The sequence below is a fragment of the Rubripirellula tenax genome (assembly GCF_007860125.1).
GTDB classification, from domain to species: domain Bacteria; phylum Planctomycetota; class Planctomycetia; order Pirellulales; family Pirellulaceae; genus Rubripirellula; species Rubripirellula tenax.
Window position 1 is genome coordinate 499,383 of sequence record NZ_SJPW01000005.1, and the last position, 23,870, is coordinate 523,252.

Consider the following 23,870-nt stretch of genomic DNA (forward strand, 5'->3'; position numbering starts at 1 on the left):
TGTGTTCGTAGAGCGGCGATGTGCCGTTAGCGAACGACTATTTCGTCTCGAACGGGAACCAAACAGGTCTTACGGACCATTCGAACAATCTTCTTTGCCGTGTCGTCGCTTTGGCATGCACCCGCGACGATCAACTCACCGCCGCGAGCATGCACGACGACGTCGACCTCTGGGAATGCCCGTCGAATGGATTGATTGAGCAACGCAGTTCGATCGGGTTCGTCACCCCCATTTGCGTTGACCTCTTGAACGTGAATGTCGAACATTCGCATCCGAGGTGCGCCGTTGCCGCCAGCTTTCTTCGCAGCCGCATCCGGTGTCGCCCAAATCACTAACTGAGTCACGCCGTTGCCGGTACCGATCAGCTTCAGTTGGTTGGGTCCCGACGCAAACGCTTGACAAACGTTCTTGTTCGCGACGTCGACGTGACGAATGTCGCCGCCGATGGTTAACGAACGAACTTGGGCGCGACTGAGGTAGAGTGGTACTGATGCCGCCTTGGCGGCGGTCAGCTCCGCAATCTGTTCAGGTGATGGCCCTTGCGATGCCACGGGTTCCGTCGTGAACGTTGCGATTGGTTCGATCGTTGAACGAACCGAATCCGTTTTGGCGACTTCGGCGCGTCCGAACGAAACCGGTACCGACGTCACAGCCACCGGGGCTCGGTAGCGACGGTCATACAAAGTGGGTTCGGCGACGGGTGCCTGGACAGCCACGACCGGGGCGGAACGCTCCAGTTCAACGATTTGTTCTTCGTCTTCGAGCGAAAACTCGATCGCGGTCAACGAACCTTCGCTGGAATCGTCAATGATGATCGGTGCGACAACGCCAAGTTTCGAATCAAGCAAGACTTCGGAGTCTGTTGCAACATCCATCGGATGTTGCTCGACGATTTCTTCGTCGTCAGAACCGAAACCGTCCGTCATCGAGAACGTGACGGGTTCGGCGTCGACCTTGACTTCTGTTGATTCGACTTCCTCGCTTGCCACGACTGGCAACATCGCAACCGGTTCGGGAAGAACCACTGCGGTCGCCTGCGGTGTCGCTTCAGCAATCGATGGCTGTGCGACAGGCGTCGGTGGAACGACCTCGACGGGTGGCAACGATGGCACGGGAATCAAGTGTCGATGCGGTGTAACGGCAACCGGTTCAGCAACGATTGGCTGGGTGTTCGGTTCAAAGACGGGCATGACCGGAGCCACAGGCCCGGAGACTTCCGAACGCGCCGCTTGATGAGTGGTGGTTTTGTCGACTGTGTTTTGCTCGACACTGATCGGCTCGACAACCATGGGTGCCGACGCATTCATCGGCATCAATTTGATCGATGTTTGAGCGGGCAATGTTTGGGCGGGCGACGTTTGCACCGGCGCTGGACCGGACTCGACGGTCGCGTCCACCAAATCAAGATTTTGGTGGTGGGCGGATCCGATCATTGGATTGTTGTGCACCGCCCCCGTTGGCGTCTCGACGGTCATCGCTGGTCCATCGACACGGCGTGGTTGATTGCTGCCGATGGGCTGCAGTCCGATCGCCGTTCCAATCGGAAGCAATCGAACGTTGGCGTTCGACTTCCCGCCTTGGCCGGACGTCAAGTGCACCGAAGACGTTGCGACTTTCGACTTGTCGACCGCTTCCGTCGGCCCGCAGAACGGGTTGGCGTGAATGGACGTCGATGTGTCGGTGGCCGACGACTTCAGCGGCAATGGCGGTCTCGCGGGATCCGCGGCATCAGCCGAGGAAACGGCAGCTGTGACCGAAGCGGTCCACAGGAAGGCAACGAGAAACGCCCGACGTTTGCGTCGTGTCGTTTCCGCCAGTTTTTTTTGTGCATCACGCATGCCGCGTCCTTGCGTCCGAGCGATCTAGGTCGATGGGCCCCCCTCGGCACATCCACCGACGTCGTCACTCCAGCGAGCTAGAACGTCGGATGCATGAAGTATCGGATTCCGATTGACGCGACATTAACGATTCTGCTCGATCCATCACGTCTAGCGGTCGTGACTGTTCGTCCGATCGTTCGCTTTGATCGCAAAATGCCGGCTTAACAGGATGATCCCGCATGGCCACGTTGCCGAACGGCTTCGAAAGCGATCACGGCCGCGGATACCGAAATATTCAAGCTGTCGACCTTGCCGGCCATCGGAATCCGGACTCCGGGAACAGAAATGTGGTCGCCGGTGAGTTTCCCGTCCACATATTGCGGAATGGTTTTCCAACGTTCACCCAGCCCGTGTGCCTCGCTGCCAAGGACGACCGCCACCGATCCGGCCCAGGAAACCGACCAAAACGGGGTCGACGACTCGACGCGTGCTCCCATCACCGAAAAACCGCCGTGGGCCAGATACTTCGCAATACTTTCCGATGTTCCCGTCGCCGTCGGCACGCGAAAAATCGCCCCAAGGCTATTTCGAATCGCGTTGGGGTTGAACGGATCCTGGCAATCAGAAAGCAAAATCGCATCAACGCCGGCTGCATCGGCACAGCGAAACACGGCGCCGACGTTGCCCGGCTTCTCGATTTGATCCAAGACCAAAACGAATGCCGATTTGGGAAGTTTCAGTCGATCGAGACCGCGATCGGGTCGTTCAAATTCGGCCACAACACCGCGCGGCGACTGCCCGAAGCTGATCTTTTCCATGATCGCATCTGAAACGAAGACTTTCTTCGAGACCGCATTGGCACGATCGACCACTCGCGATTGAGCTTCTTCGTCCGTGCCGGACAGATCGTCCGCCCCTTCTTCGCGAACGTAAACGCCACATAACGTCAGCCCAGACTCCATCGCCTGCGAAGTTTCACGCCAGCCGTCGACGATGATCCGGTCCGATTTTCGACGATAACGGTTCTCTCGCAGGCGGATCAGGTGACGCACCGTCGGGTTGGCCGTACTTCGCAAGACCACCGGCCCGGACTCAGTCATGGTTTTCTCTGTTATCTTGTCCGGTGAATTACTGCAGCAAAGGCCACCCATGGCTGATGAATCCTAAACCGTCCAACCTGATCAAAACAGCATGAGTGTTTCGGTGCGTGTCCAACCAGTCGCTTCACGGCGCGACCGCAAGGCTTTCCTGCAATTCGAACGCGATCTCTACCGAGACGACCCGAACTGGGTGCCGCCGCTGTGGCACGAGCAAAAAAAGCTACTCGGGTTCTCGAAACACCCGTTTTATGACGAAGCCGAAGGTCAAGCGTTTTTGGCGTGGCGGGGCGGCGAGGTTGTCGGGCGAGTTCTGGCCGTCGTCAACCATGCTCACAACAAGCGGTACAACGAAAACCGCGGCTTCTTCGGTTTCTTTCAGTGCATCGACGATGTGGACGTGGCGAAGTCGTTGATGGACACGGCGATGGCTTGGCTGGCCGAAAAAGGAATGACCGACGTTCGCGGGCCGGTGAACCCAAGTTTGAATTACGAGTGCGGGCTGTTGGTCGACGGATTTGATTCGCCGCCGACATTCATGATCACCTACAACCACGCCTATTACGGAAAATTGCTGGAATCAGTCGGGTTCACCAAGGTCCAAGACCTGTACAGCTATGACGCCCACATGGATCAATTGGAAGACCTGGATCCAAAACTGTTGTTCGTCATCAACGAAGCGACGCGGCGGTTCAAAGTCACGTGTCGCCCGATCGACCGGTCGAAGTTTGCCGCCGATGTTCGATCGTTTTTGGAAATCTACAATCTGTCGCTGCAACAGACGTGGGGCTACGTCCCCATGAGCGAGGCGGAAATCCGCGTTCAAAGCGGCGGGCTGAAACATCTGATCGTGCCCGAACTGACCAGCATCGCCGAAATCGATGGGCAAGCCGTGGGTGCCGGTTTCGGATTGTTGGACTACAACCAAGTGATCAAAGAAATCGACGGGCGACTGCTGCCGTTTGGCTGGCTGAAGCTGATCACAGGTAAGAAAAAGATCGATCGACTGAGGCTGATCAGCACCAATGTGTTGCCCGAATACCAGAAATGGGGGCTCGGTTTGGTCACTTTGGCCCGGATTCTGCCCGATGCGATCAAGTTCGGCATCGTGATCGGCGAATTTTCTTGGGTGCTGGAGTCGAACTCGCTGTCGAGGGGAACGATTGAACGGGGTGGTGCAAAACGAACGAAAGTTCACCGGTTATACGACCGTAAAATCGGCTCTGACGACGATTGAACGGAGTAATCCCTGGTCATGGCGGTTGCCGGCAACCATAATCCAAGCCACACGCGTCTTTTTCTGCCGCCCGATCATTTAGCCGACGATTTGATTTCCCCATGCCCAAAAGCACTGTTGTCATCACCGGGCTTGGCGTGGTTTCGTCCATTGGAGTCGGCGGCGACGCGTACTTTGACGCTTTGATGAACCAAAAATCGGGCATCACATCGCTGGCCGACCGAACCGACGAGGGTGCCAAACCACCCGCCGACTGGAACTTTGACGCCCCCACCGGCGAAATGGCACAGCATGCCGGTCTTTGGATCGGAGCCCCGATCACCGATTTCGACGCCAAACAGTACGTCCGCCCGCGAAAAGCACTGAAGGTGATGTGTCGCGAGATCCAAACGTGCTTTGCGGCTTCGCAAATGGCGATCGAGGACGCGGGATTGGCGGCATTCTTTCCGGCCGGCGAAACCGAGTCGCTGCTTGCCGGCGATTCCGAACCGATTCAACCGGCCGAGATCGGCACCGTCTTTGGCAGCGAGATGTTCTACGGCCCTGCGTCCGAAATGGAGGACGCGATGCGATTGTGTATGGACGAGGCCGGGAACTTTGACAGCTCGAAGTTCGGCGCCGCGGCAATGAAACAAGTGCTGCCGCTTTGGATGCTGAAGTATCTGCCCAACATGCCGGCATGCCATGTCGGGATTTCGCTGGGTGCCCACGGACCGAACAACACGCTGGTGCTCGGCGACGTTTCTGGACCGGCTGCGATGATCGAAGCGGAAGGATGTTTGCGTCGGTCGATCGCCCGATTCATGATCGCCGGCGGCGTCGGAACTCGTATCAATACAACGCGAATGAACTACCGCGGCGACCTACCCATCGCCGAAGTAGCCGACCCGATCGGATTGAGTTCGCGGCCCTACGATGGTGCCTCACGCGGCGTGGTCGGCGGCGAGGCAGCGACTTCGTTTGTGCTCGAACATGCCGAGTCAGCCTCGCGGCGCGGCGCGGCGGTGATCGCCCGGGTCGTCTCGCACGCTTCACGATTCATCGCGTCGGACGGAATGCAGCTTGCCATGCGAACGTCGTCCAACGACCAAGCGACCGCGCGAGGATCGGCGGCAGCCATCGCGTCAGCGATCCGCGGCGCGCTCGAATCGGCCGAACTTGCCCCATCGGACATCGCCCTGCTGGTCGGTCACGGAAGCGGCGATCCGGTCATGGACGCTGCCGAACAACAGGCCATCGAATCGACGCTTCCCGGCGTCGCAGTCATCGCTCCGGCGGCTTCTGTTGGGCACACCGGTGCGGCTAGCGGCACAGTCGGCATCGCCACCGGCGCGCTGGTAATCAAAAACCGAACGATTCCGCCGACGATCGGATTGACCGATGCGAAAACACGAGTCGCCGTCGTTCGCGAAGCCCAGCCTTTGGCCGGCGACTATGTTTTGTGCCTTTCGCACACGTCCGAAGGCAGCGCGATCGCGGTCATTTTGGGCACTTAGGATCGAGCGGGAAATAAATGTACGATGGGCATTCTTGCCCGTCGCGAACATCTCGGGCAAAAGCGCCCGAGTTACGACAGTTATTTTCCGCTCAATCCTTAGCGGCTGCGATTATCCGCAACGAAACTCCTCGACCGTTTCAATGGCCCGTTGTTAACGATTGACAATCAGGGGTTCAGGGAACCACACTGGAAAGGACTCAGAATCGACCGACGAGATTCGTGAAACCTACGAAGACAGAAAGCCAGCGTTCATGCGATTGCCCATTCAAATCTCGCTGTTGATATCGATGGCTTGCAGTCCGCTTGCATTCGCCGACACCCATGCGTCGACCAGTGATGCCGCTGCGGACAAGCACTTCACGTTGAAGGTCTTGCCGCTGCTGAAGGAAAAGTGCCTAGGGTGTCACGGAACCGATCCCGACGACATCAAGGGGGATTACGACATGCGTGATCGGGAATCGGTCATGCGGGGTGGCGAGTCCGGCGATGCGGCGATCGTGCCCGGCGAACCCGACGACAGCCCGCTGTATCAAGCCGTGATATGGGACGGTTTGGAAATGCCGCCCAAGATCAACGATCGCCTGGATGAAACACAGACGGAGATCATTCGCCAATGGATCGTCGCGGGCTCCCCCTGGCCCAACGAAGACACGCAAACCGCAATCATGCTGGACGAACGACAAGTCGTCGTCAATGACGAAGGCACGTTGATCACGACGAGCGGCGGATTGGCGGACCAGTGGACCTACCGTCGCTACGCACCCAGCGACGTGTGGGCTTTCTTGCCAGTCCGAAAATCGTTCGACCACGACTCGGTCGATGGCTTCGTTGATGAACGAATTCGCGATGCCGGGGCGACACCCGCCGGCCAAGCCGAACCACGACAACTGATTCGCCGCGCGACTTTAGATTTAACGGGACTGCTGCCGTCACCATCGGAATTGGATGAGTTTTTAGCGGCTTGGAACATCGACGCTGATCACGCGTGGAGCGAATTGGTCGACCGACTTTTGGCCAGTCCGCACTACGGCGAACGTTGGGCACAACATTGGTTGGACGTCGTTCGCTATGCCGACACCGGTGGCTTTTCCAATGATTACGAACGGTCGAACGCTTGGCGTTTTCGTGACTACGTCGTTCGCGCGTTCAACGACGACAAACCGTACAACGAATTTGTGATCGAACAGATTGCTGGCGACGAATATCGTCCCGATGATCCCGAAGCCATCGTCGCGACCGGCTTTCTTCGCATGGGTCCCTGGGACACTGCGATGGTCCCGCAAGACGAGGCTCGACAAATTTTTCGCGACGACGTTGTTCACAGCATCGGCAATGCGTTCCTTTCGATGCCGATGCGTTGCTGCAAATGCCACGATCATAAATTTGATCCGATACCGACTCGCGACTACTACCGCATGTACGCGGCAGTCTCGGCCAGCCAACCGGCCGAAATGCCTGCTGAATTCTTAGACGTCGAAAACAAGAATGGTTTCGAAGACGGGCTTTCCTTGGTGGAACAGCTTTACGCTTTTGCCGATGGCGAACGACAAACGATCTACGACAAACAAGAAACCGCCGCGAAGCACTGGTACGAAGAACACAACCTCCCCTACAAAGACGACAAAGCCCGCAAGGATGATCCAGAAGATCAAAAACCACCACGACATGTCGGCTTAGATGAAACCGAGAAAGGACAACTCAAGGTTCGAGAGCAAGATACGTGGATTTGGAAGCGTCGCCACGAACGTTACAAACCGATGGCACAAAGCGTCTACAACGGCCCCGATGCTTGGCAAGACGCAAAGAAGCTTCGTATGCCTGAAAAGATGAAGGCAGATTGGCGTCCCGAAACATTCATTCACACCGGTGGCTCGCTTGCGGCAAAAGGCGAAGCGGTCACACCAGGCGTGTTGAGCGGGTGCGGGGTGCCCGTCGAAGGTGCCCCCAGCGATGATCCCTACGCATTGACCACCGACGTCAACCATCGCCGTCTCGGATTAGCAAAGTGGATCGTTGATGAACGCAACCCGCTAACCGCCCGTTCGTTCGTCAATCGATTATGGCAACATCACTTTGGCCGAGGGTTGGTCGCGACACCGAACAGCTTCGGTGTCAAAGGCGGCAAGCCGACGCATCCGGAACTGCTGGATTGGTTGGCAACCCAGTTCGTTCACGGCGGTTGGAAATCAAAACCGATCCACCGCATGATCATGATGTCCGATGCTTACAAGCGATCGACGTGGCATCCGAATCGGGATGAATTGGCGACATCCGACCCCGAGAACGAATGGCTGACCCATTTCGTGCCGCGCCGTTTGACGGCCGAGGAACTGAGGGATTGCATGTTGACCGCGACGGGTGAACTGAATCGCGAGTTCGGCGGTGTGCCGATCATGCCCGAAATCAATCTTGAAGTCGCATTGCAACCGCGGATGATTCAGTTTTCGATTGCGCCGGCCTATCAACCGTCGCCGAAGCCCGAGCAACGCAACCGTCGCACGATCTATGCCTATCGCGTTCGCGGGCAAGCCGATCCCTTCATGGAAGTGATGAACCTGCCCAACCCGAACGACTCGTGCGATTTCCGCGACGACGCCGCCGTATCGCCTCAAGCATTCACGATGATGAACAGTGACCTGATGTCCGATCGAGCGATCGCGATGGCGAAACGATTGGAAAGCGAAGCCCAAGATACAGCGTCCCAAATTGAGCTCGTGTTCGAACGGGTTCTAGGTCGCAAACCGAGCGACGAGCAACGCGATCGTTTGGTTACCTACATCAACGATATGGCGGCGTACCATGCGGTCCATGAACCCGAACCGATCACGTATCCGACGAAGATCATCCGATCGCTGGTCGAAGAATTTTCGGGGCAATCGTTTGAGTTTGAAGAACGATTGCCGAATTTCGAAAACTATACGCCGGATGACAAACCGTCGACCGTTCCGGCGACGACTCGCGCGATCGCCGACGCGTGTTTGCTGCTGTTCAATTCAAACGAGTTCGTTTACGTCTACTAGTAAGTCCAACCATGAATCAACGACCGCGACGTGACTTCCTTTACGGACTCGGATCTTCGCTCGGTGCATTGGCGCTGACCGACATGCTTGCGCGAGATGGGATCGCAGCTGTCGCCGCGAATGCGGGGCCGTTGTCACCAAAACCACCGATGCATCCGGCCAAAGCGAAGGCCGTCATCATGCTATTCATGGAGGGTGGTCCCAGCCAAACCGACACGTTTGACCCAAAACCGGAACTCGACCGCCTGCACCTATCCGAATCGAAACGCACCGAAGGCCTGGCCAACGGGAAACGGTTCTACGTCGGCAGCCCCTTCAAGACTCGCAAGGTCGGCAAGTCGGGAATCGATATGTGCGACCAGTTTGTACACATGGCCGATCCGGAAGTCGCCGACGAGCTGTGCGTTTATCGAGGTTGCCAAGCGGAATCGCTGAACCACCCCGAAGCCTTGCTGCACATCAACACGGGCAGCCGATTGGGTGGCGATCCCGCGCTGGGCTCGTGGATGACATACGGCCTGGGTTCACAAAACCAAAACCTGCCCGGCTATGTCGTCATGACCGAACTGGCACTGCCGCAAGCCGGATCGACCAACTGGTCCAACGGTTTCTTGCCGGCCTATTTCCAAGGCACGCGACTGCGTACCGAGGGCTCGCCGATTTTGGATCTGAAACCGGCCGGCCACATCACGCCCGACCACCAACGCCGCGCGCTCGACGAACTGGCACGATTGAATTCGGCGCACTTGGCGGCACATCCCGAGCACGCCGAACTGGCATCGCGAATGGAAAGCTACGAGTTGGCGTTTCGCATGCAGGCCGAGGTCCCCGACATCGTCGACCTGAGTACCGAGTCGCAAGAGACCCTGCAGATGTACGGCATGGACAAACCGCAAACGTCGACGTTCGCCAGGCAGTGCTTGATGGCTCGCCGATTGGTAGAACAGGGCGTGCGGTTCGTTCAAATTTTCTCGGGCGGCTGGGACAGTCACGACTATCTCGAGCGTGGCCACTCCGCCCGCATCGCTAGTGTCGACCAACCGATCGCGGCGCTGATCAAAGACTTAAAACAACGCGGCATGTTGGACGAAACGTTGGTCGTTTGGACGGGCGAGTTCGGCCGGACGCCAGACAACAACTATCGCGGCGGTGTCACGTCGCTGGGGCGTGACCACAACGTCGATGCAATGACGATGTGGTTGGCCGGCGGAGGAACCAAACGGGGCGCGATCGTCGGCGCGACCGACGAGATCGGCGCGAAAGCCGTCGAGTGCGTGCATCCGATCCGCGACCTGCACGTCACGCTGCTGCACTTGATGGGACTCGACGATAATCGGCTGACGTACTTTCACGGCGGCCGGTACAAGCAACTGTCGCAATTCGGGGGCGAGCTGATCAACGAATTGATCGCATAGCGTATCGCGGTGGCAAGTCGTGGCCTACGATGGCGGTGAATTGTTCAGTCACATCCTTTGCCGAATCGTAAGCTGTCCCGATGAGTTGGAACCTATCTGAATTTGGCCAGCGACTTGGTCGTGGCAGCGGCATCGGCAACCTGATGGACGACCTCGGTCACGCCTTGGCCGCCGGCGGTGACCGCGTCTGCATGCTGGGCGGCGGACAGCCCGCCCACATTCCGCAAATTGACGCAGTCTGGCGACGACGGATCGAAGAAATCAGCGCCGTTCCGGGACAACTCGAACACGCGTTGGGCAACTACGAACCGCCGGCCGGAAACATGGCGTTCCGGACCGCGCTCGCCAAACTCTTTCAACGCCAATTCGGGTGGTCGATCGGGCCAGAGAACGTCGCCGTGACGCCCGGCGGCCAGACCGCCTTCTTCTTGCTGTTCAACACAATGGCGGGACGCTTTCCCGATGGGACGACAAAGAAAATTCTGCTGCCGATCATTCCCGAATACATCGGCTATGCCAATCAATCCGTCGCCGAAGAAATGTTCGTTGCCGTACGTCCGAAGATCGAACGAATCGGCCAGCATCGATTCAAGTACCGCGTCGATTTTGAATCGCTAGAAATCACCGATGATATCGCCGCCATCTGCGTTTCGCGCCCGACCAACCCCAGCGGCAATGTTTTGACGGACGCCGAGATCGCCCAGTTAGCAGAACTCGCATCCCAGAACGGTATCCCGCTGATCGTCGATGGAGCCTACGGTGCACCGTTCCCCGGTGCGATCTTTACCGAGACGACTCCGGTTTGGAATGACAACATCGTCTTAACACTCAGCCTCTCGAAAGTCGGCTTGCCAGGAACTCGCACAGGCATCGTGATCGGAAACGAAGACTTGATTCGGTCCGTCGCCTCAATGACATCGATCGTCGGATTGGCCAACACGAACATGGGCCAAGCGATCGTGACGCCATTGATCGAATCGGGTGAACTGTTGCAACTGTCCGACGAAGTCATCAAGCCGTTCTATCAACAAAAATCGATCGAAGCCTTACGGATCGCTGAAGAAGTCTTCGATGATTCGCTGCCCTATCGCATCCATCAAAGCGAAGGCGCATTTTTTCTGTGGCTATGGTTCGAAGATTTGCCGATCACTTCGGCGGAATTGTACGAGCGTCTGAAAGCACGAGACGTTTTGGTGGTTCCCGGCCACCACTTCTTCTTTGGCGACGTGATCGAAGGCGTCTCCACCCCGTGGAAACATCACGAAGAGTGCATCCGAATGACGTTTACGATGCCCGAGCCCAAGGTGCGACAGGGACTCTCGATCATCGCAGATGAAGTCCGCCGGGCCCACCAGCAGGGGTGACCGGCGTCAGAACCCTGCCTTTGACGGAGTCATTTTTTCATGGCCAATCTTTGAAGCTCTTTCGCCGAGTCGGTTATAATCAGCGTCCGGTTCAATAATATTCAAGATTCCCATTGAGACTCCCATGTCGATCGACAAAAACTCCAATCGAAACCAAGCGTCGGGTGAAGTCAGCCGTCGCGGACTGATGATGGCTGCCGTTGCCGGCGCCGCGGCAAGCACGGTTGCGTCTAGCGTTTCTGCATCTGCCGAAGAAGCGAAAGCGGTTGATGCCAAGACAGGCCGACTGAACCAATCGGTTTGCAAATGGTGCTTCCCGAAAATGTCGCTCGAGGAACTCGCGGTCGAAGCCGCCGCCATGGGGATGGTGGGAATCGACCTGCTTGATCCGCCCGACTTCCCAACGCTTAAGAAGCACGGTTTGGTTTGCACGATGGTCCAGTCGCATCCGCTTGGCAACGGTTTGTGCGACAGCCAATTTCATGACATGTGCATTGAAAAGATCAACGCCGCTGTGGAAGCAACGTCGGCCGAGGGATGGAAGAACGTCATCGTCTTCAGCGGCAATGCACGCGGAATCGACCGCGAAACTGGAATGAAGAATTGTGTCGACGCGCTCGCCAAGGTCATCCCGGCCGCCGAAAAAGCAGGCGTCACGTTGCAGATGGAATTGCTCAACAGCAAGGTCAATCACCCCGACTACATGTGCGACAACTCGAAATGGGGAATCGAATTGGTCAAGCGAGTCGGCAGCGACAACTTCAAATTGCTGTACGACATCTATCACATGCAAATCATGGAAGGCGACATCATACGAACGATCCAAGAAAATCATCAATACTTTGGCCACTACCACACCGCCGGAAATCCCGGTCGCCACGAGCTAGACGATTCACAAGAACTGCTCTATCCGCCGATCGCAAAAGCGATCGCGGAAACGGGATTCGACGGCTATTTCGCGCACGAATTCCTGCCCGTTCGTGACCCGATCGCTGGTCTTCGCGATGCCGTTTCACAGTGCATCGTCTAGCGAACAATGCTTCGTTTAGCAATCGTGACTGAGTGACATACTCGCCTTTCTCACTCGCCTTTCTCACTCGCGGGGGGGGCTTCCACCGAGCATGTGCGGCGGATGCCCCCCGGCAGGTTTCTTTCATCGTTCACCGGTTCAACGTGTTGCACTTTTGCGATACTTGTGGTTGAATCGGAGTCAGACTGATGAGTTTCTGCAGCCTGTCCTTGGTTCCAATCGCTGGCGACATCCTTTCTTTGGGTGTTTTGATCGGGCGATTCAAACAAACCTTGGGAATCACCAACTGCCCCGCCCTACCCTGCCTCGATAAAAGATTGACTCCATGAGTGCCAACCGCAATATCACTCGCATTGAACATGTTTCCACTGGTGGTTATATGATCCGCATCATGCGGAAAGGAAAAATGCATCAAAAGTACTACTCGGATACCGAGTGTGGTGGAAAGCGAAAGGCCCTCACCGCCGCCCGCACCGAACGGGACAAGATGGAAAGCAAATTGAAGGGATTCACGGCAAAACAGATCGCCAAGAAAGAACGTGCAAACAATACGTCGGGTGTTGTCGGCGTTCGCTACGTGGAAGAAACGGATCTGCGATGGGAATCGCAACCCGTCTACGGATATTGGGTTGCTCAGTGGAGCCCATCCAAGGGCGTTCGCAAAACGGCAAGATTCTCGGTCGAGAAGTACGGCGACGACGAAGCGTTTCGTCTGGCCGTCAAAGCTCGAAACAAGGGCGTCAATTCGATGGAATCTTGATTCGTCAAATCAAGATTCACGGAAACGAATGCTAACGGTCTCGACGGAGACCTGTGCATCATGGTGGTCATCACTAATCCGTTCGCCACGGTTCATCCAAGTCGGTGTTCCGGATTCGTAAAGCACCGTTTGCCCCGTCGTCGGATCCTGATCGCTCTCGAGTGCGTGAAAGATCAACGACGACGATGTTCGGTTTTCAAACGCTGCCTTCGATGCGGGTTGGATCACCATCCTTAACGACTGCCTTGCTCGCGTCATCGCGACGTACAACAGGCACATCGCTTCGGTCATCGCCCCTTCGGCTTGCATCCCGAAGGCACGTTGCCAATTCAATGGCAAATAGTGCCACGACTTACTGCCCAAATATCGCGATAGCCCGCGAGGTGCATCGCCGGGATTTTCAATGTCCGGCACGCATCCGCTGCGAGTTCGCGTCAATGCGCCGTCTAGTTCCGGCAGGATGACCGCATCAAACTCCAAACCCTTGGACTGGTGAACCGTCATCACGCGGACGGCAGCTGACTGAGGACGCTCGACACGCTTCTCTCGCACCAATCGAACGAAGTCTCGCAACCGCGCCGCGGGATTCGTTTCGTATCCGAGCGCAAGTGCGGTGAGCTGTTTTAGTCGCAACGTTTCGCGACCATCGCACAGCGGCGCCAACTTCCCAGACAGAAACTCGACCGTTTCGGCGATGCCGCGATCCTCGCACATCGACCGAACAAATTCAGGACCAAAACCTGGAATCTCGACCAGCGGCGTTTGCGAAAGATGGAAAGCCCACCGACCGTCACCCGGATGGTCTGCCATCATGATGGCGGACAACACAGTTTCAACGGCGGCTGAATCGGTCAACGGATTTCCACCCTCTTGACTGACTTCGACCTTCATCCGTTCCAGCATGAAGATCAATTGTGCCACACCGCGATTGGTACGCGTCAAGATTCCGATCGATCGCCGCGGGTCAGCCGCGTGGATTTCGGCCGCGATTCGCGCCGCATCTTCGAAACATGCCAATTGGCGAGCGGCCGAGTCGCCGCCTTCGACGATTCGACATGTTTCCAACCGCACGTGCCCCGGCAGATCTGATTTAGCGGTCGAATGAACCGGAAATCGCCGAGCAAAATTGCGCACCGCGGTCGCTTCGTACATCGACTTATCGGTCGGGTCGTTTGAATCGGCCGCATCACAAACAGGATGGCGAATCAAGTTCCGGAACGTCTGATTGACCGCTTCGACGACGACCGGACTGCTGCGGAAACTTTTGTTTTGCTCTTCTTCGGTGATACCGGGAACTTCGTCCGCCACGGCTTCGAATATTTCTGCGACGCCACCTCGCCAACCATAGATGGCTTGCTTGGTGTCTCCGACACAGAAGAACGACTTCGGCACCGCGCGCTCGGAATCCCCCTGACCGGTACCCACCGTTGCGCACCGCATCGCGAAAGGACGCAAGACATTCCATTGCACCGGCGACGTATCTTGAAACTCATCGAGCAACAGGTGATCGACCGCACCGTCCATCCGAACGGCAAGCGACTGCGGGTCCAGCCGCGAAAACTCGGCCGCCAAACGGATCGCAACGTCTTCGAAACCCACCGCCCGAGCGGATTGTTTTAATTGGTTGATATGAAAGTCGTAAGCACCGATCACCGTCCCAGTCGCTTCGTTTTGCGAGTTCAACAGCGACAACACTTTGGTTTTCGCCGCGGCATAGACAACATCAAAAGCTTCGTCAACGCCGTCGGGAAAGGGTGCGCGATAGTACAACACCTCGCCACCGCTACGCCGCGCCGCGCCGATGTTGGCGACCAGGGTGTCGTCCATCAACGAATCGAAATCTCGCAGTTCAAGCTTCTCGGCGAAGGACTCCAATTTTGTGAGCAGCCGTTTTTGCTTTGGCATCGCCATTCGCATGATCCCGGCCGCGCGGGTGATGTCGGCGGACTCGGGTTGCGTAGGTACCTTGAGCTGTTTCCAAACTTCATCGATGCACAGTCGTTGAATTCCGTAGGCCGCGTCCACGACCTGCAACAGTTCTCGCGAGATCGATCGTTTGATATCCCCCTTGCCCAACATCGCAAGCAGCGCGGTCATCTCGCCGCGATCCAACGTCGCAATGACGGAGTCGACGGCTCGCTCGCGCAACCACGACTCTTCAATTTCATCCGTCAACCGCCAAGCCGGTGGCAACCCAAGCTCGAACGGAAACGATCTCGCGAGCTGCGAGAACAGACTGTCGAGCGTACAGATTCGCAATCGATGGATATTGCGAAGCAGCGTGTCGATCAACTGCAAGCAGACACTGCGAGGCAGCGTGGGAATGCCGACCTGATTCCGAAGACTCTCGAGCGCTTCGGGATCGTCTTCGTCCGCGGCCTGGGCCAGCGACAACAGCACGCGTTCCAAGATCTCGCCCGCGGCCTTGCGAGTGAACGTGGTCGCCAAAATGGTTTCCGGTGACGCGCCCTGCAACAGGATCCGCAACAGCCTTGCCGTCAAACGGTACGTCTTGCCGGTCCCTGCCGAAGCGCGAACCAACGTGGGAAGCAACGACCCGTCGCCTGTGGAACCACTCGACGATGGATTCGGTTTAACGTTCATGAATGTGCCCCCTCGGTATCCCACGCATCGCCTTGGTCGAGCATCCGACTGGCCACGCCGGTTTGCAGAATCATTGCATAGTCATCGAATTCGACACGTTCGTCGGTCGGTTCGAATCGACGTTCCCAAATGCCGCGGATGCAATCGTGAATGATCTGTTCCGCTTGCAGCATCTGTGGTTCGGTGAACTCAGCCACGTTGATCTTTGTCTCTTCATCTTTTTCGCTGATGTTGAAATACCCCAACGCGACTTCGGGCGGCGGTGCCTTGATACCCAGGAACGGGATCATCATCCGGTACAAAGGCAATTGCATATCGATCCAGCGGTGACCGTCGTCCGTTTTTGCGAGGTGTTTCTTTTCGGGTTTGTGTCCGTGCGTTTTGTAATCCAGAATCGCCCATCGATCGGTTTCCACGTGATGATCAATACGATCGAAACGACCTCGCAGTCCCATGCGTTTCCCGTCAACATCGACACCAGCGCCGTCGCTCTCGCTAACGGCCGCTTCGGATGCGTGAATCGTCCAACCACCGGCAATGCGTTCGGCTTGAACAACGGCGACTGCCTTGAGTCGACGTTCGGCTTGGGCGATTTGAATAGCGACGGCTGTCGACGCGTCACTTCCGTATACGTCCGCAGCATACTGGTGCAGGTATTCCAGCAAGTACTTCTCGATCTTGGACGCTTGCCCTTCGTTGCGATCGCTCGATTCACCAAATCGCTCAAGCGCACCGTGGACCAAGTCCCCAAACTGATTGGCCGCCAATTCGCCGCTGAGGTCATCCAGCGGCTTGAGCTTCAATACGTGGCGAAGATAGAAGCGATACGGACACGCAAGGTAGTCGCGAAACGCGGTCACACTCATTGCCCTGACAATGTCGTCATCGCCGGACAAGTCCAGTGTGGGAATCGGCAATTGAGATCCCTCGATCGCCACACCGTTTTGCCTCGGCGGCTGGTCCCATTGGTGATGCACGACAATTTTTTCGCGGCGTTGCCCCAACAACACACGCAATCTTCGCGCGGCATCGACGGTGGGTGTCGCCGCCAACAAGCGGCTAGGCGGAGTCGGCGATCCGTCGGCGCGTGACTTGCCGACAATGAATCGAATATCCGACCGCGTCGACAACATCAAATGCATCGCATAGACATCGCGAGCGTACCGTCGATCGTTGTCAGCCATCCGAAGCTGGGTGCGAAGCGTCCCGGGCAAAAAGGGATCCGCCGTTGTCGAACCGGGAACAAATGGATGATTCAGCCCCACCACGACCATGGCCGGCGCATCGTCCAATGCGAGGTCTAGCCAGCCAGAAATCTGAACTTCATTGGATTGCGGTTCCGCGACAATTCGCGAGTCTCCCAATCGTGTGGCCAGCATTTCGATCGCCGCGGCGCCACCAAGTTCTAGATCAAGTCCATCATTGAGTTCCGCAAACCGGCCCATCATCTTGAGCGCCGACTCCAACGCCATCGATGTCCGAACACCAACATCTGACATCGTGGTTGTGTCGGCGGAAGCATCAACAGGGGCGTAGAGTTCACCCAACCACTCTGCCGCGGCGCGGCTCCAATGAGCGATGGTCGGCTGGACTTTGTCTGACTTCGTGATCGCATCATCTGAAAATGGAGTCAACCATTCCTGGACGATACTGGAAGCTCCGATGGCCAGCGGATAGGCCTTGATCGCCTGCTCCGTTAACGGCTTGTCGATGCGGATCGGAAAGTGGCCCGCCAGCAAGTGGTCCAATTGCGTTAGCCACTGGCTCGAGTCGTCTAAATTCAACCGCCGCGTGATCATGCGACCGACATCGGCATGACGCACCAGCGCCGCCAACGACTGCCACGACCGGCGCTGCAAATGGGTGGCCGTTAAGTGAAGGAGTCGCCCGACTGCGGTTTGGGAAACGGTCCATCCCAAATGTCGAAACGTATCGACCTTGCATCCGCGAAGCGAGATTTCGACCGGCCCGACTTGCGATTCATCGGTGACGCCCACCGTGACTTGGTCGGCCCGGTATTGGCCGGCAAAGTCCGCAAGCGTCTCGGCGACCGCCGTGGCCTGATCGGCGACGTCTCCACCGGCGATCAAATGGTGGTCTTGAATCGGCAAGTGATGCTCGACCCATCGTGATGTCTGGACGCAACCGAACTCGTCGAAGCGATCGGACATCGATGGGGGCGCCGCAACCATCGATAAGACGTCCGAGTCCAGATTCTTCAGCATCAAAATCAACGCGTCGCTCAAATCGCTGGTCCCGACCAACACGACCATCTTTTTTGTGCGGCAACGCTCGGATGTGATGGCGAGTCGGCGCTGGACATGCGGGTCGGATAGCCCCACTTGTTCCAGGGAAGCGAGGTAACCTTTGAATACGAAGTCGAGCAATTTCCAGCGTCGTTTTTCGGACTCGGTTTCGGCAACGTCGAAGACGTGTTGAAACGTCAACTCGCTGGCAGCCAATTCTGTATGAAGTCGTCTTAGCATCGCGGCCAGATCCAACCATGGGGCGATCGGTTCGGACGGGGGTACCACAGGAATCAATGGCTCAAGTTCTTCTGCGGGAAGCTGCCGAAGCACATTGGCCCATGCCAGTGTTTGCTCGAACTCAAGTGCCAACGGAGTCGTGGGCACGTAAAGTCGCTCGGCCAGGGAACCGATCGTCGTGATATCGGGTCGACGATATTCCAGCCCCAGCCCAGTCGCATACTCAAGCAATAACGAATGCAACCGATGCGTGCCACGAGCCGAGGGCAAAACACAAAGCAGTTCGGACAGGTCCAAAGATTGGCCCGAACGAAAACGGTCACCCAAAATCGTGACGGCTTTCGGAAGGAGCGGCCCCTCCCATCCGGCGAATACTGTTTCACACGAAGTTGAAAAAAGTTTCACGATCGTTTGCTTTGCTGGCGGAAGCGGGGTGGCGGAGCTGGCGCCCAATATCGGGCCAGGTTTTGACACGTTTGGTCAAACGAGTCGACATTGTGCCAAAAAAAGTTTGCCAGCTTTGCGCTGGACTCAAAAGTTTCGGTTTTACCGTGAATTACAGCGTGAACGAAGGTGTGGTCCCACCGCAGACTGGGCACGCCGACGTGGCCGATCAGGAAAACTTTGCGGGTCGTATTGAATGTTCAGGCCTGGATAGCCGATACAAACGACTGCGAATTCCCACAGACATAGCCGTGCGCATGGAGGCGCACAGACATGATTCTTTGGACAATCAAATTATTGACCACGCTACGACGAGCGATCGCCGGGCGACGTTATCCCCACCAACTCGCTTGGGCGGTGGCTTTCGGATTATTGCTGGGCATCATCCCTCACGGCAATCTACTAGCCCTTGTGCTATTGGTGGTCGTGTTGTCGTTGAAGCTGAACCATGCCGCGGCGGGATTGACCGCGATCGGTGTGTCGTTCTTAGCATCCCGGCTGGATACGATTTCCCACCAGGTCGGCGACTATGTGCTGACGAATCCCAAGTGGGCAGCCACCATTGCCGACGCTTGGGCTTTGCCGCTTGTACCGTGGACGAACCTGAACAACACCATCGTGATGGGCAGCTTCCTGATCGGCGTTGTGGCGTTGGTGCCAGTATTCATGATCACCTATCCGATCTTTCGCGCGTTTCGCATCGTCGACCCCGTCGATGAATTAGCACCGACACAGGATCCAACGCCGCCCGATGTGCGTCATCAGCCGTCGACACCGGTTGCGATCGTTGACCAGAGCCACGCGAAGGTACCCTCGCCACACTCGGGATCGCGACGACACACGCATCCGTCGGCAAGCACCACGGATCGGATCGACCGAATCGAATTCCATGAAATCGACGGCGACGCTTCGCCAGCGTTCGAACACGACGCCGAAGAGACTCCGGTGCAAGCTATTGCCGTCGAGACCCGCATCGACGTCATCCGATTGAAAGAAGGCGCCGTGATACCTGCTCCGCACAGCGATGTTGCACCCAAGACAGCAACGGTTGCGTCGCCGACCAACATCGACGAGAAGCAACCTATGGACGAAGCACTCAATTATCTGCTTCGTCAATTGCGTGACTCACAGACAAGGAAATCGGCATGATTCGGTGGAGCTTCGTACTTACCCGACTGATCGTCGTCGGCGCGATTGTGTTCCTGCTTGGCTGGGGACTGGGGCCGTTGGCCAACTACGCGACCGTTCGCGGTATCGAAAGTGTTACCGGTGCCAAGGTCGACATCGACAAGACGCACGTCGGACTTTTCCCACCGCGCGTTCAGTATGTCGACGTTCGGATCGCTGACCCGCGTAACGACAAAGACATGCGAGATGCGATTCGCGCCGACTCGATCGACTTGGTGATCGATGGCAATGCGCTGCTGCATCGCCGTTGGGTCGCCAGCAGTGGTGTCATCACCGGTTTGCAGGTCGGTTCGCAACGAGAAACCTCGGGACGCCTTGAACCCACGGAAGCCCCCAGCGCCAGCGATCGAGGTTCATCGATGCTGGGTCAGCTATTGGGCACCCAGGTCGACAAGCTTGGCGATGAAGCCGAATCGTTGGTCACGGACCTCGAAACACTTCGTCGCAGCAAAGAAATCCGGGCACGATGGGAAAGCGAATATGCCGCGATGGTCGTTCGTGCCCGCGAGCTCGAAACCAATCTTCGCTCGATTCGCGATCGTGCCCGAGGCATCGACAATCCGTTGCGAGACTGGGTCGAACTGGAACGAACATTGTCCGAAGCACGCGACGCGAAGAACGATCTGTTGATCGTTCGTCAAGCGATCGATTCGTTGCCCGATCAACTGCAACGTGACCTGGCATCATTAGAAGAAGCCAAGCAAATCGATATCGCGCGAGTCGACAAGTATGTGCCCGGCGATTTGACCAACGCACAAGAGTTCGGCATCGACATCATCACCGATGCCGTTCGCGATCAAGTGATGCAAGTCAAATCGTATTTGGATGGTGGCCGAACGCTGGCCAACTACACCGTCGTCGCACCCGAAAGCGATCGCGTGCGTGGTGTCGACCACTATCTGGATCGCGTTCGCCAACCCGAACTGATGATCCGACATTGTGAAGTCAGCGGACTGATGCGGGCCGGTGGCGACGTCTATTCCATGACCGGTATGGTCGACAACATGACACCAACGCCGCAGTGGTTGGCAGAACCGACGCGGGCACGCCTGCGATTGGAAGGCCCCGAGGTTCTGCGCGTCGAATACGTTCGCGATCGACGCGGATCCGCGAATGTCGACCTGCTGACGCTGCATTGGCCCGAAATGGACGCCAAGCCGATGCGACTGGGCAACCCGGCCGAAGCAGGTCTTGCGATCAACGGCGGTAAACGCGAATTGTGGGTTCAGGTTCGCACCGAAGGCACCGCGATCGAAGGCCGTTTGGTCAGCAAGCAAACAGGTGTCCAGATGGACCTGAACGTCGATCCGAAATTCAATGACACTGCGGGCGTCGTCTCGATGCGAGACTCGTTGGCGGCCGTGGACCGAATCGAAATCGACGCCAACTTTGCGGGAACGTGGAAAGACCTGAACCTGAAACTGAACACGAACCTTGGTCAGGTGATGCGGCGGGCGACTCAAGACGCCGTCGACGGCCAGCTTCGCGACACCAAAGAAAAGATGACGGCGAAGATTGAGAAAGTCCACTCGGACCAGACAATCGCGCTGCGTCAGTGGCTGGGTTCCCAAGCGACAGAAGCCCGTTCGCTGTTAGCCAGTGCCGACAATTCGATCCAGGAAATGAGCGAAAAGATGCTCAGCAAAGGCGACCAAGCCGAAGCCCTGCTGGGCAGCCGCTTGCGAAGTGCGATCGAAAGCAAACTCCGCTAAAAGCCGGCCAGTCCCGGGCGGCGAACTCGCCCCACTGTCCTTCCGCAACACCAACGTCTACAAAGAATTTCCAAGCGGGTGACCCATCGTGGGTGTCGTCCGTATACTAGGGACGTCGTTCTAGTAACATTCTTTGAAGTTGGTTTTGTGCCTGCGGGCCTTTGCGGAGTCGGTGATATGAAGTGGCGTGGACGTCGTCAAAGCGAAAATGTAGTCGACCGTCGCGGTGTCAGTGGACGCACGGTGGTTGGCGGCGGGATCGGAATCTTGATTCTTGCCATGATTGTCGGTCTGCTCGGCGGTGATCCCCGGCAAGTCATGCAGCAGGCCAACCAAGGTCGCCAACAAGCACCGGCCGAAGGTGGCAAGCCTGCGGAGTTGTCGAAGTTAGATATCGAACGAGGCGAGTTTGTCTCGACCGTTCTGGCCGACACCGAAGACGTATGGACGAAACTGTTCGCCCAAAGCGGCTTGAAGTACGAGACACCGAAGCTGGAACTGTTCACCAAAGCGACCAGCAGCGCCTGCGGCAATGCTTCATCGGCCGCTGGACCGTTCTACTGTCCGGCCGACCGCAAAGTCTATTTGGACACCGCGTTCTTTGATCAACTTGCTCGCCAACTGAACGCCCCCGGTGACTTCGCGCAAGCCTACGTTGTCGCGCACGAAGTGGGTCACCACGTTCAAAACCTGCTTGGCAAAACGTCCGAGCTGGATCAAGCGCGTCGTCGCCTGCCCGAAGTCGAGTACAACAAGCTCTCTGTGCGATTGGAATTGCAGGCGGACTTTTACGCCGGCGTGATGTTCCACCATGCTCAACGAGAAAAACAGATTCTTGAGGAAGGCGACATCGAAGAGGGCTTGCGTGCCGCGGCCGCCATCGGTGACGACACGTTGCAGAAACGAAGCCAAGGCGCCGCTCACCAAGAAACCTTCACCCACGGAAGCAGTGAGCAACGCGTCCGTTGGTTCATGAAGGGTTTGCAAACCGGCGACCCCGAACAAGGCGACACGTTCGCAGCCGGCCAACTGTAACGTGATCGAGTGATGGGACAATCTGCGCGGCGACGCCATCGATGACCTCGCCGCCACCCCTGTTGAAACAGCAACGATACCCTGCGGGCGGCGGTCGCGACCTTGGCTTGGATGTGGTTCGCTTCGTTGCCATCGTGTTGGTGATGGGGCGCCATGCCGCGATTTCATCTGAGTCCGCAGCCTGGCTGCAGACGTGGTCACGCGGCGGATGGGTTGGCGTCGACCTGTTCTTCGTGTTGAGCGGGTTTCTGGTTTCCGGCTTGCTGTTCGCCGAGTACCAGAAACACCAACGCGTTCGGCCGATCCGATTCTTGATTCGCCGTGGATTCAAAATCTATCCGGCGTTTTGGGCCTTCATGGCCCTGACGCTGACGATGCGTTGGTGGGCTGGCGAACCCGCTGCGTTGACTTCGGTGGTCGTCGAATTGGCATTCGTTCAAAACTATTTCGCGGGCATCTGGATTCACACGTGGTCGCTTGCCGTTGAAGAGCATTTCTATTTCATGTTGGCGCTGTTGATGGGCGCACTTTCCGCATCGGGAAGACTGAACAAGCGTGGGGCAATTCCGATAGTTTTCGCCGTGTTGGCGATCGGCTGTTTGGCCCTACGTTTGCAACACGCCAGCACGCACTTGACCTTTTCGGCAAGCGAATCCATCTTTCGAAGTCACCTAAGAATGGACTCGTTGTTTTATGGCGTCCTGATCTCGTATAGCGTTTGGTTTGGTGGTCTGAAGTCAGGAATTGACCGGATTCCAAAGTGGCTGATGACCGCCATCGGCTGTGCGTTACTGTCGCCTGCGTTCGTATGGCCGGTCGATCAACATCCTTGGATTGGAACGTACGGGCTAACGCTTTTCTACCTCGGCAGCGGCTGCATTGTGATAGCTGCGTTGGGAATGAAGCTGCCTTCGTCGGCGATACCGCGTTCCGCACTCGCCTTCGCGGCTCGCGCCGGCGCAGCGAGCTATTCGATCTATCTTTGGCACGTCCCCGTCAACCTGATCGCAATCCACTTGTTCGTTGAAACTCAGTCGCTGCCGATCGCGTATTGGTCAACTTACCTGATCGGATCCGTCGGGGTCGGTTGGGTGATGCACGGCCTGATCGAAAGACCGGCGATTGCGCTGCGCAATCGATGTGCCGCTTGATTCGATCGA

General features: G+C 57.1%; 15 protein-coding genes. 11 read left to right on the top strand and 4 right to left on the bottom strand.

All coding sequences use genetic code 11. From position 1 onward, the window contains the following. Nucleotides 1–26: 26 nt before the first annotated feature. Both Poly51_RS20265 and Poly51_RS20270 read right to left on the bottom strand, forming a co-directional pair. On the bottom strand, nt 27–1,838 hold the full coding sequence (locus tag Poly51_RS20265) for a pilus assembly protein N-terminal domain-containing protein (protein WP_146459596.1): 1,812 nt from the start codon (nt 1,836–1,838) through the stop codon (nt 27–29). A 203-nt stretch (nt 1,839–2,041) separates the two neighbouring features. After that, nucleotides 2,042–2,920: a TrmH family RNA methyltransferase gene (locus Poly51_RS20270; RefSeq protein ID WP_146459597.1), complete on the bottom strand. Its 879-nt coding sequence runs from the start codon at nt 2,918–2,920 to the stop codon at nt 2,042–2,044. 91 nt (nt 2,921–3,011) lie between these two features. On the opposite strand from Poly51_RS20270, the gene Poly51_RS20275 reads away from it, so the two are divergent. The 7 genes from Poly51_RS20275 (at nt 3,012) to Poly51_RS20305 (ending at nt 13,241) form a co-directional block, all read left to right on the top strand. Further along, nucleotides 3,012–4,154: an N-acetyltransferase gene (locus Poly51_RS20275; RefSeq protein WP_146459598.1), complete on the top strand. Its 1,143-nt coding sequence runs from the start codon at nt 3,012–3,014 to the stop codon at nt 4,152–4,154. A 101-nt stretch (nt 4,155–4,255) separates the two neighbouring features. Continuing rightward, nucleotides 4,256–5,650: a beta-ketoacyl synthase N-terminal-like domain-containing protein gene (locus Poly51_RS20280; RefSeq protein ID WP_146459599.1), complete on the top strand. Its 1,395-nt coding sequence runs from the start codon at nt 4,256–4,258 to the stop codon at nt 5,648–5,650. A gap of 253 nt (nt 5,651–5,903) precedes the next feature. After that, nucleotides 5,904–8,672 (top strand): PSD1 and planctomycete cytochrome C domain-containing protein, encoded by a 2,769-nt coding sequence (locus Poly51_RS20285; RefSeq protein ID WP_146459600.1) that lies wholly within the window; start codon nt 5,904–5,906, stop codon nt 8,670–8,672. Between the two features lie 11 nt (nt 8,673–8,683). After that, entirely contained in the window at nt 8,684–10,087 is a 1,404-nt protein-coding gene (locus Poly51_RS20290) for a DUF1501 domain-containing protein (protein WP_146459601.1), read from the top strand. 80 nt (nt 10,088–10,167) lie between these two features. Next, nucleotides 10,168–11,451, top strand: a complete 1,284-nt coding sequence (locus tag Poly51_RS20295; RefSeq protein WP_146459602.1) for a valine--pyruvate transaminase — start codon at nt 10,168–10,170, stop codon at nt 11,449–11,451. Between the two features lie 187 nt (nt 11,452–11,638). After that, a complete protein-coding gene (locus tag Poly51_RS20300; protein ID WP_390621797.1) occupies nt 11,639–12,481 on the top strand; it encodes a hydroxypyruvate isomerase family protein in 843 nt (280 codons plus the stop codon). 325 nt (nt 12,482–12,806) lie between these two features. Continuing rightward, nucleotides 12,807–13,241 (top strand): AP2/ERF family transcription factor, encoded by a 435-nt coding sequence (locus tag Poly51_RS20305; protein WP_146459604.1) that lies wholly within the window; start codon nt 12,807–12,809, stop codon nt 13,239–13,241. A 9-nt stretch (nt 13,242–13,250) separates the two neighbouring features. Here Poly51_RS20305 and Poly51_RS20310 read toward each other — a convergent pair whose 3' ends face one another. Next, complete coding sequence (locus tag Poly51_RS20310) at nt 13,251–15,845, bottom strand: UvrD-helicase domain-containing protein (protein ID WP_146459605.1); 2,595 nt, start codon at nt 15,843–15,845, stop codon at nt 13,251–13,253. Beyond that, on the bottom strand, nt 15,842–18,736 hold the full coding sequence (locus tag Poly51_RS20315) for a PD-(D/E)XK nuclease family protein (RefSeq protein WP_146459606.1): 2,895 nt from the start codon (nt 18,734–18,736) through the stop codon (nt 15,842–15,844). The genes Poly51_RS20310 and Poly51_RS20315 overlap by 4 nt, the downstream gene beginning before the upstream one ends. 312 nt (nt 18,737–19,048) lie before the next feature. Between Poly51_RS20315 and Poly51_RS20320 the strand changes: the two genes are divergently transcribed. From Poly51_RS20320 to Poly51_RS20335, 4 genes are all read left to right on the top strand, one after another. Next, nucleotides 19,049–19,924, top strand: a complete 876-nt coding sequence (locus tag Poly51_RS20320; RefSeq protein ID WP_146459607.1) for a TIGR03546 family protein — start codon at nt 19,049–19,051, stop codon at nt 19,922–19,924. Then, a complete protein-coding gene (locus tag Poly51_RS20325) occupies nt 19,921–21,675 on the top strand; it encodes a TIGR03545 family protein (protein ID WP_146459608.1) in 1,755 nt (584 codons plus the stop codon). The genes Poly51_RS20320 and Poly51_RS20325 overlap by 4 nt, the downstream gene beginning before the upstream one ends. A gap of 177 nt (nt 21,676–21,852) precedes the next feature. Continuing rightward, nucleotides 21,853–22,710 (top strand): KPN_02809 family neutral zinc metallopeptidase, encoded by an 858-nt coding sequence (gene ypfJ, locus Poly51_RS20330; RefSeq protein ID WP_146459609.1) that lies wholly within the window; start codon nt 21,853–21,855, stop codon nt 22,708–22,710. Between the two features lie 41 nt (nt 22,711–22,751). Further along, nucleotides 22,752–23,861 carry an acyltransferase family protein gene (locus Poly51_RS20335; RefSeq protein ID WP_146459610.1) on the top strand — a complete coding sequence of 370 codons (1,110 nt, stop codon included), beginning with the start codon at nt 22,752–22,754 and terminating at the stop codon, nt 23,859–23,861. Nucleotides 23,862–23,870: the final 9 nt, after the last annotated feature.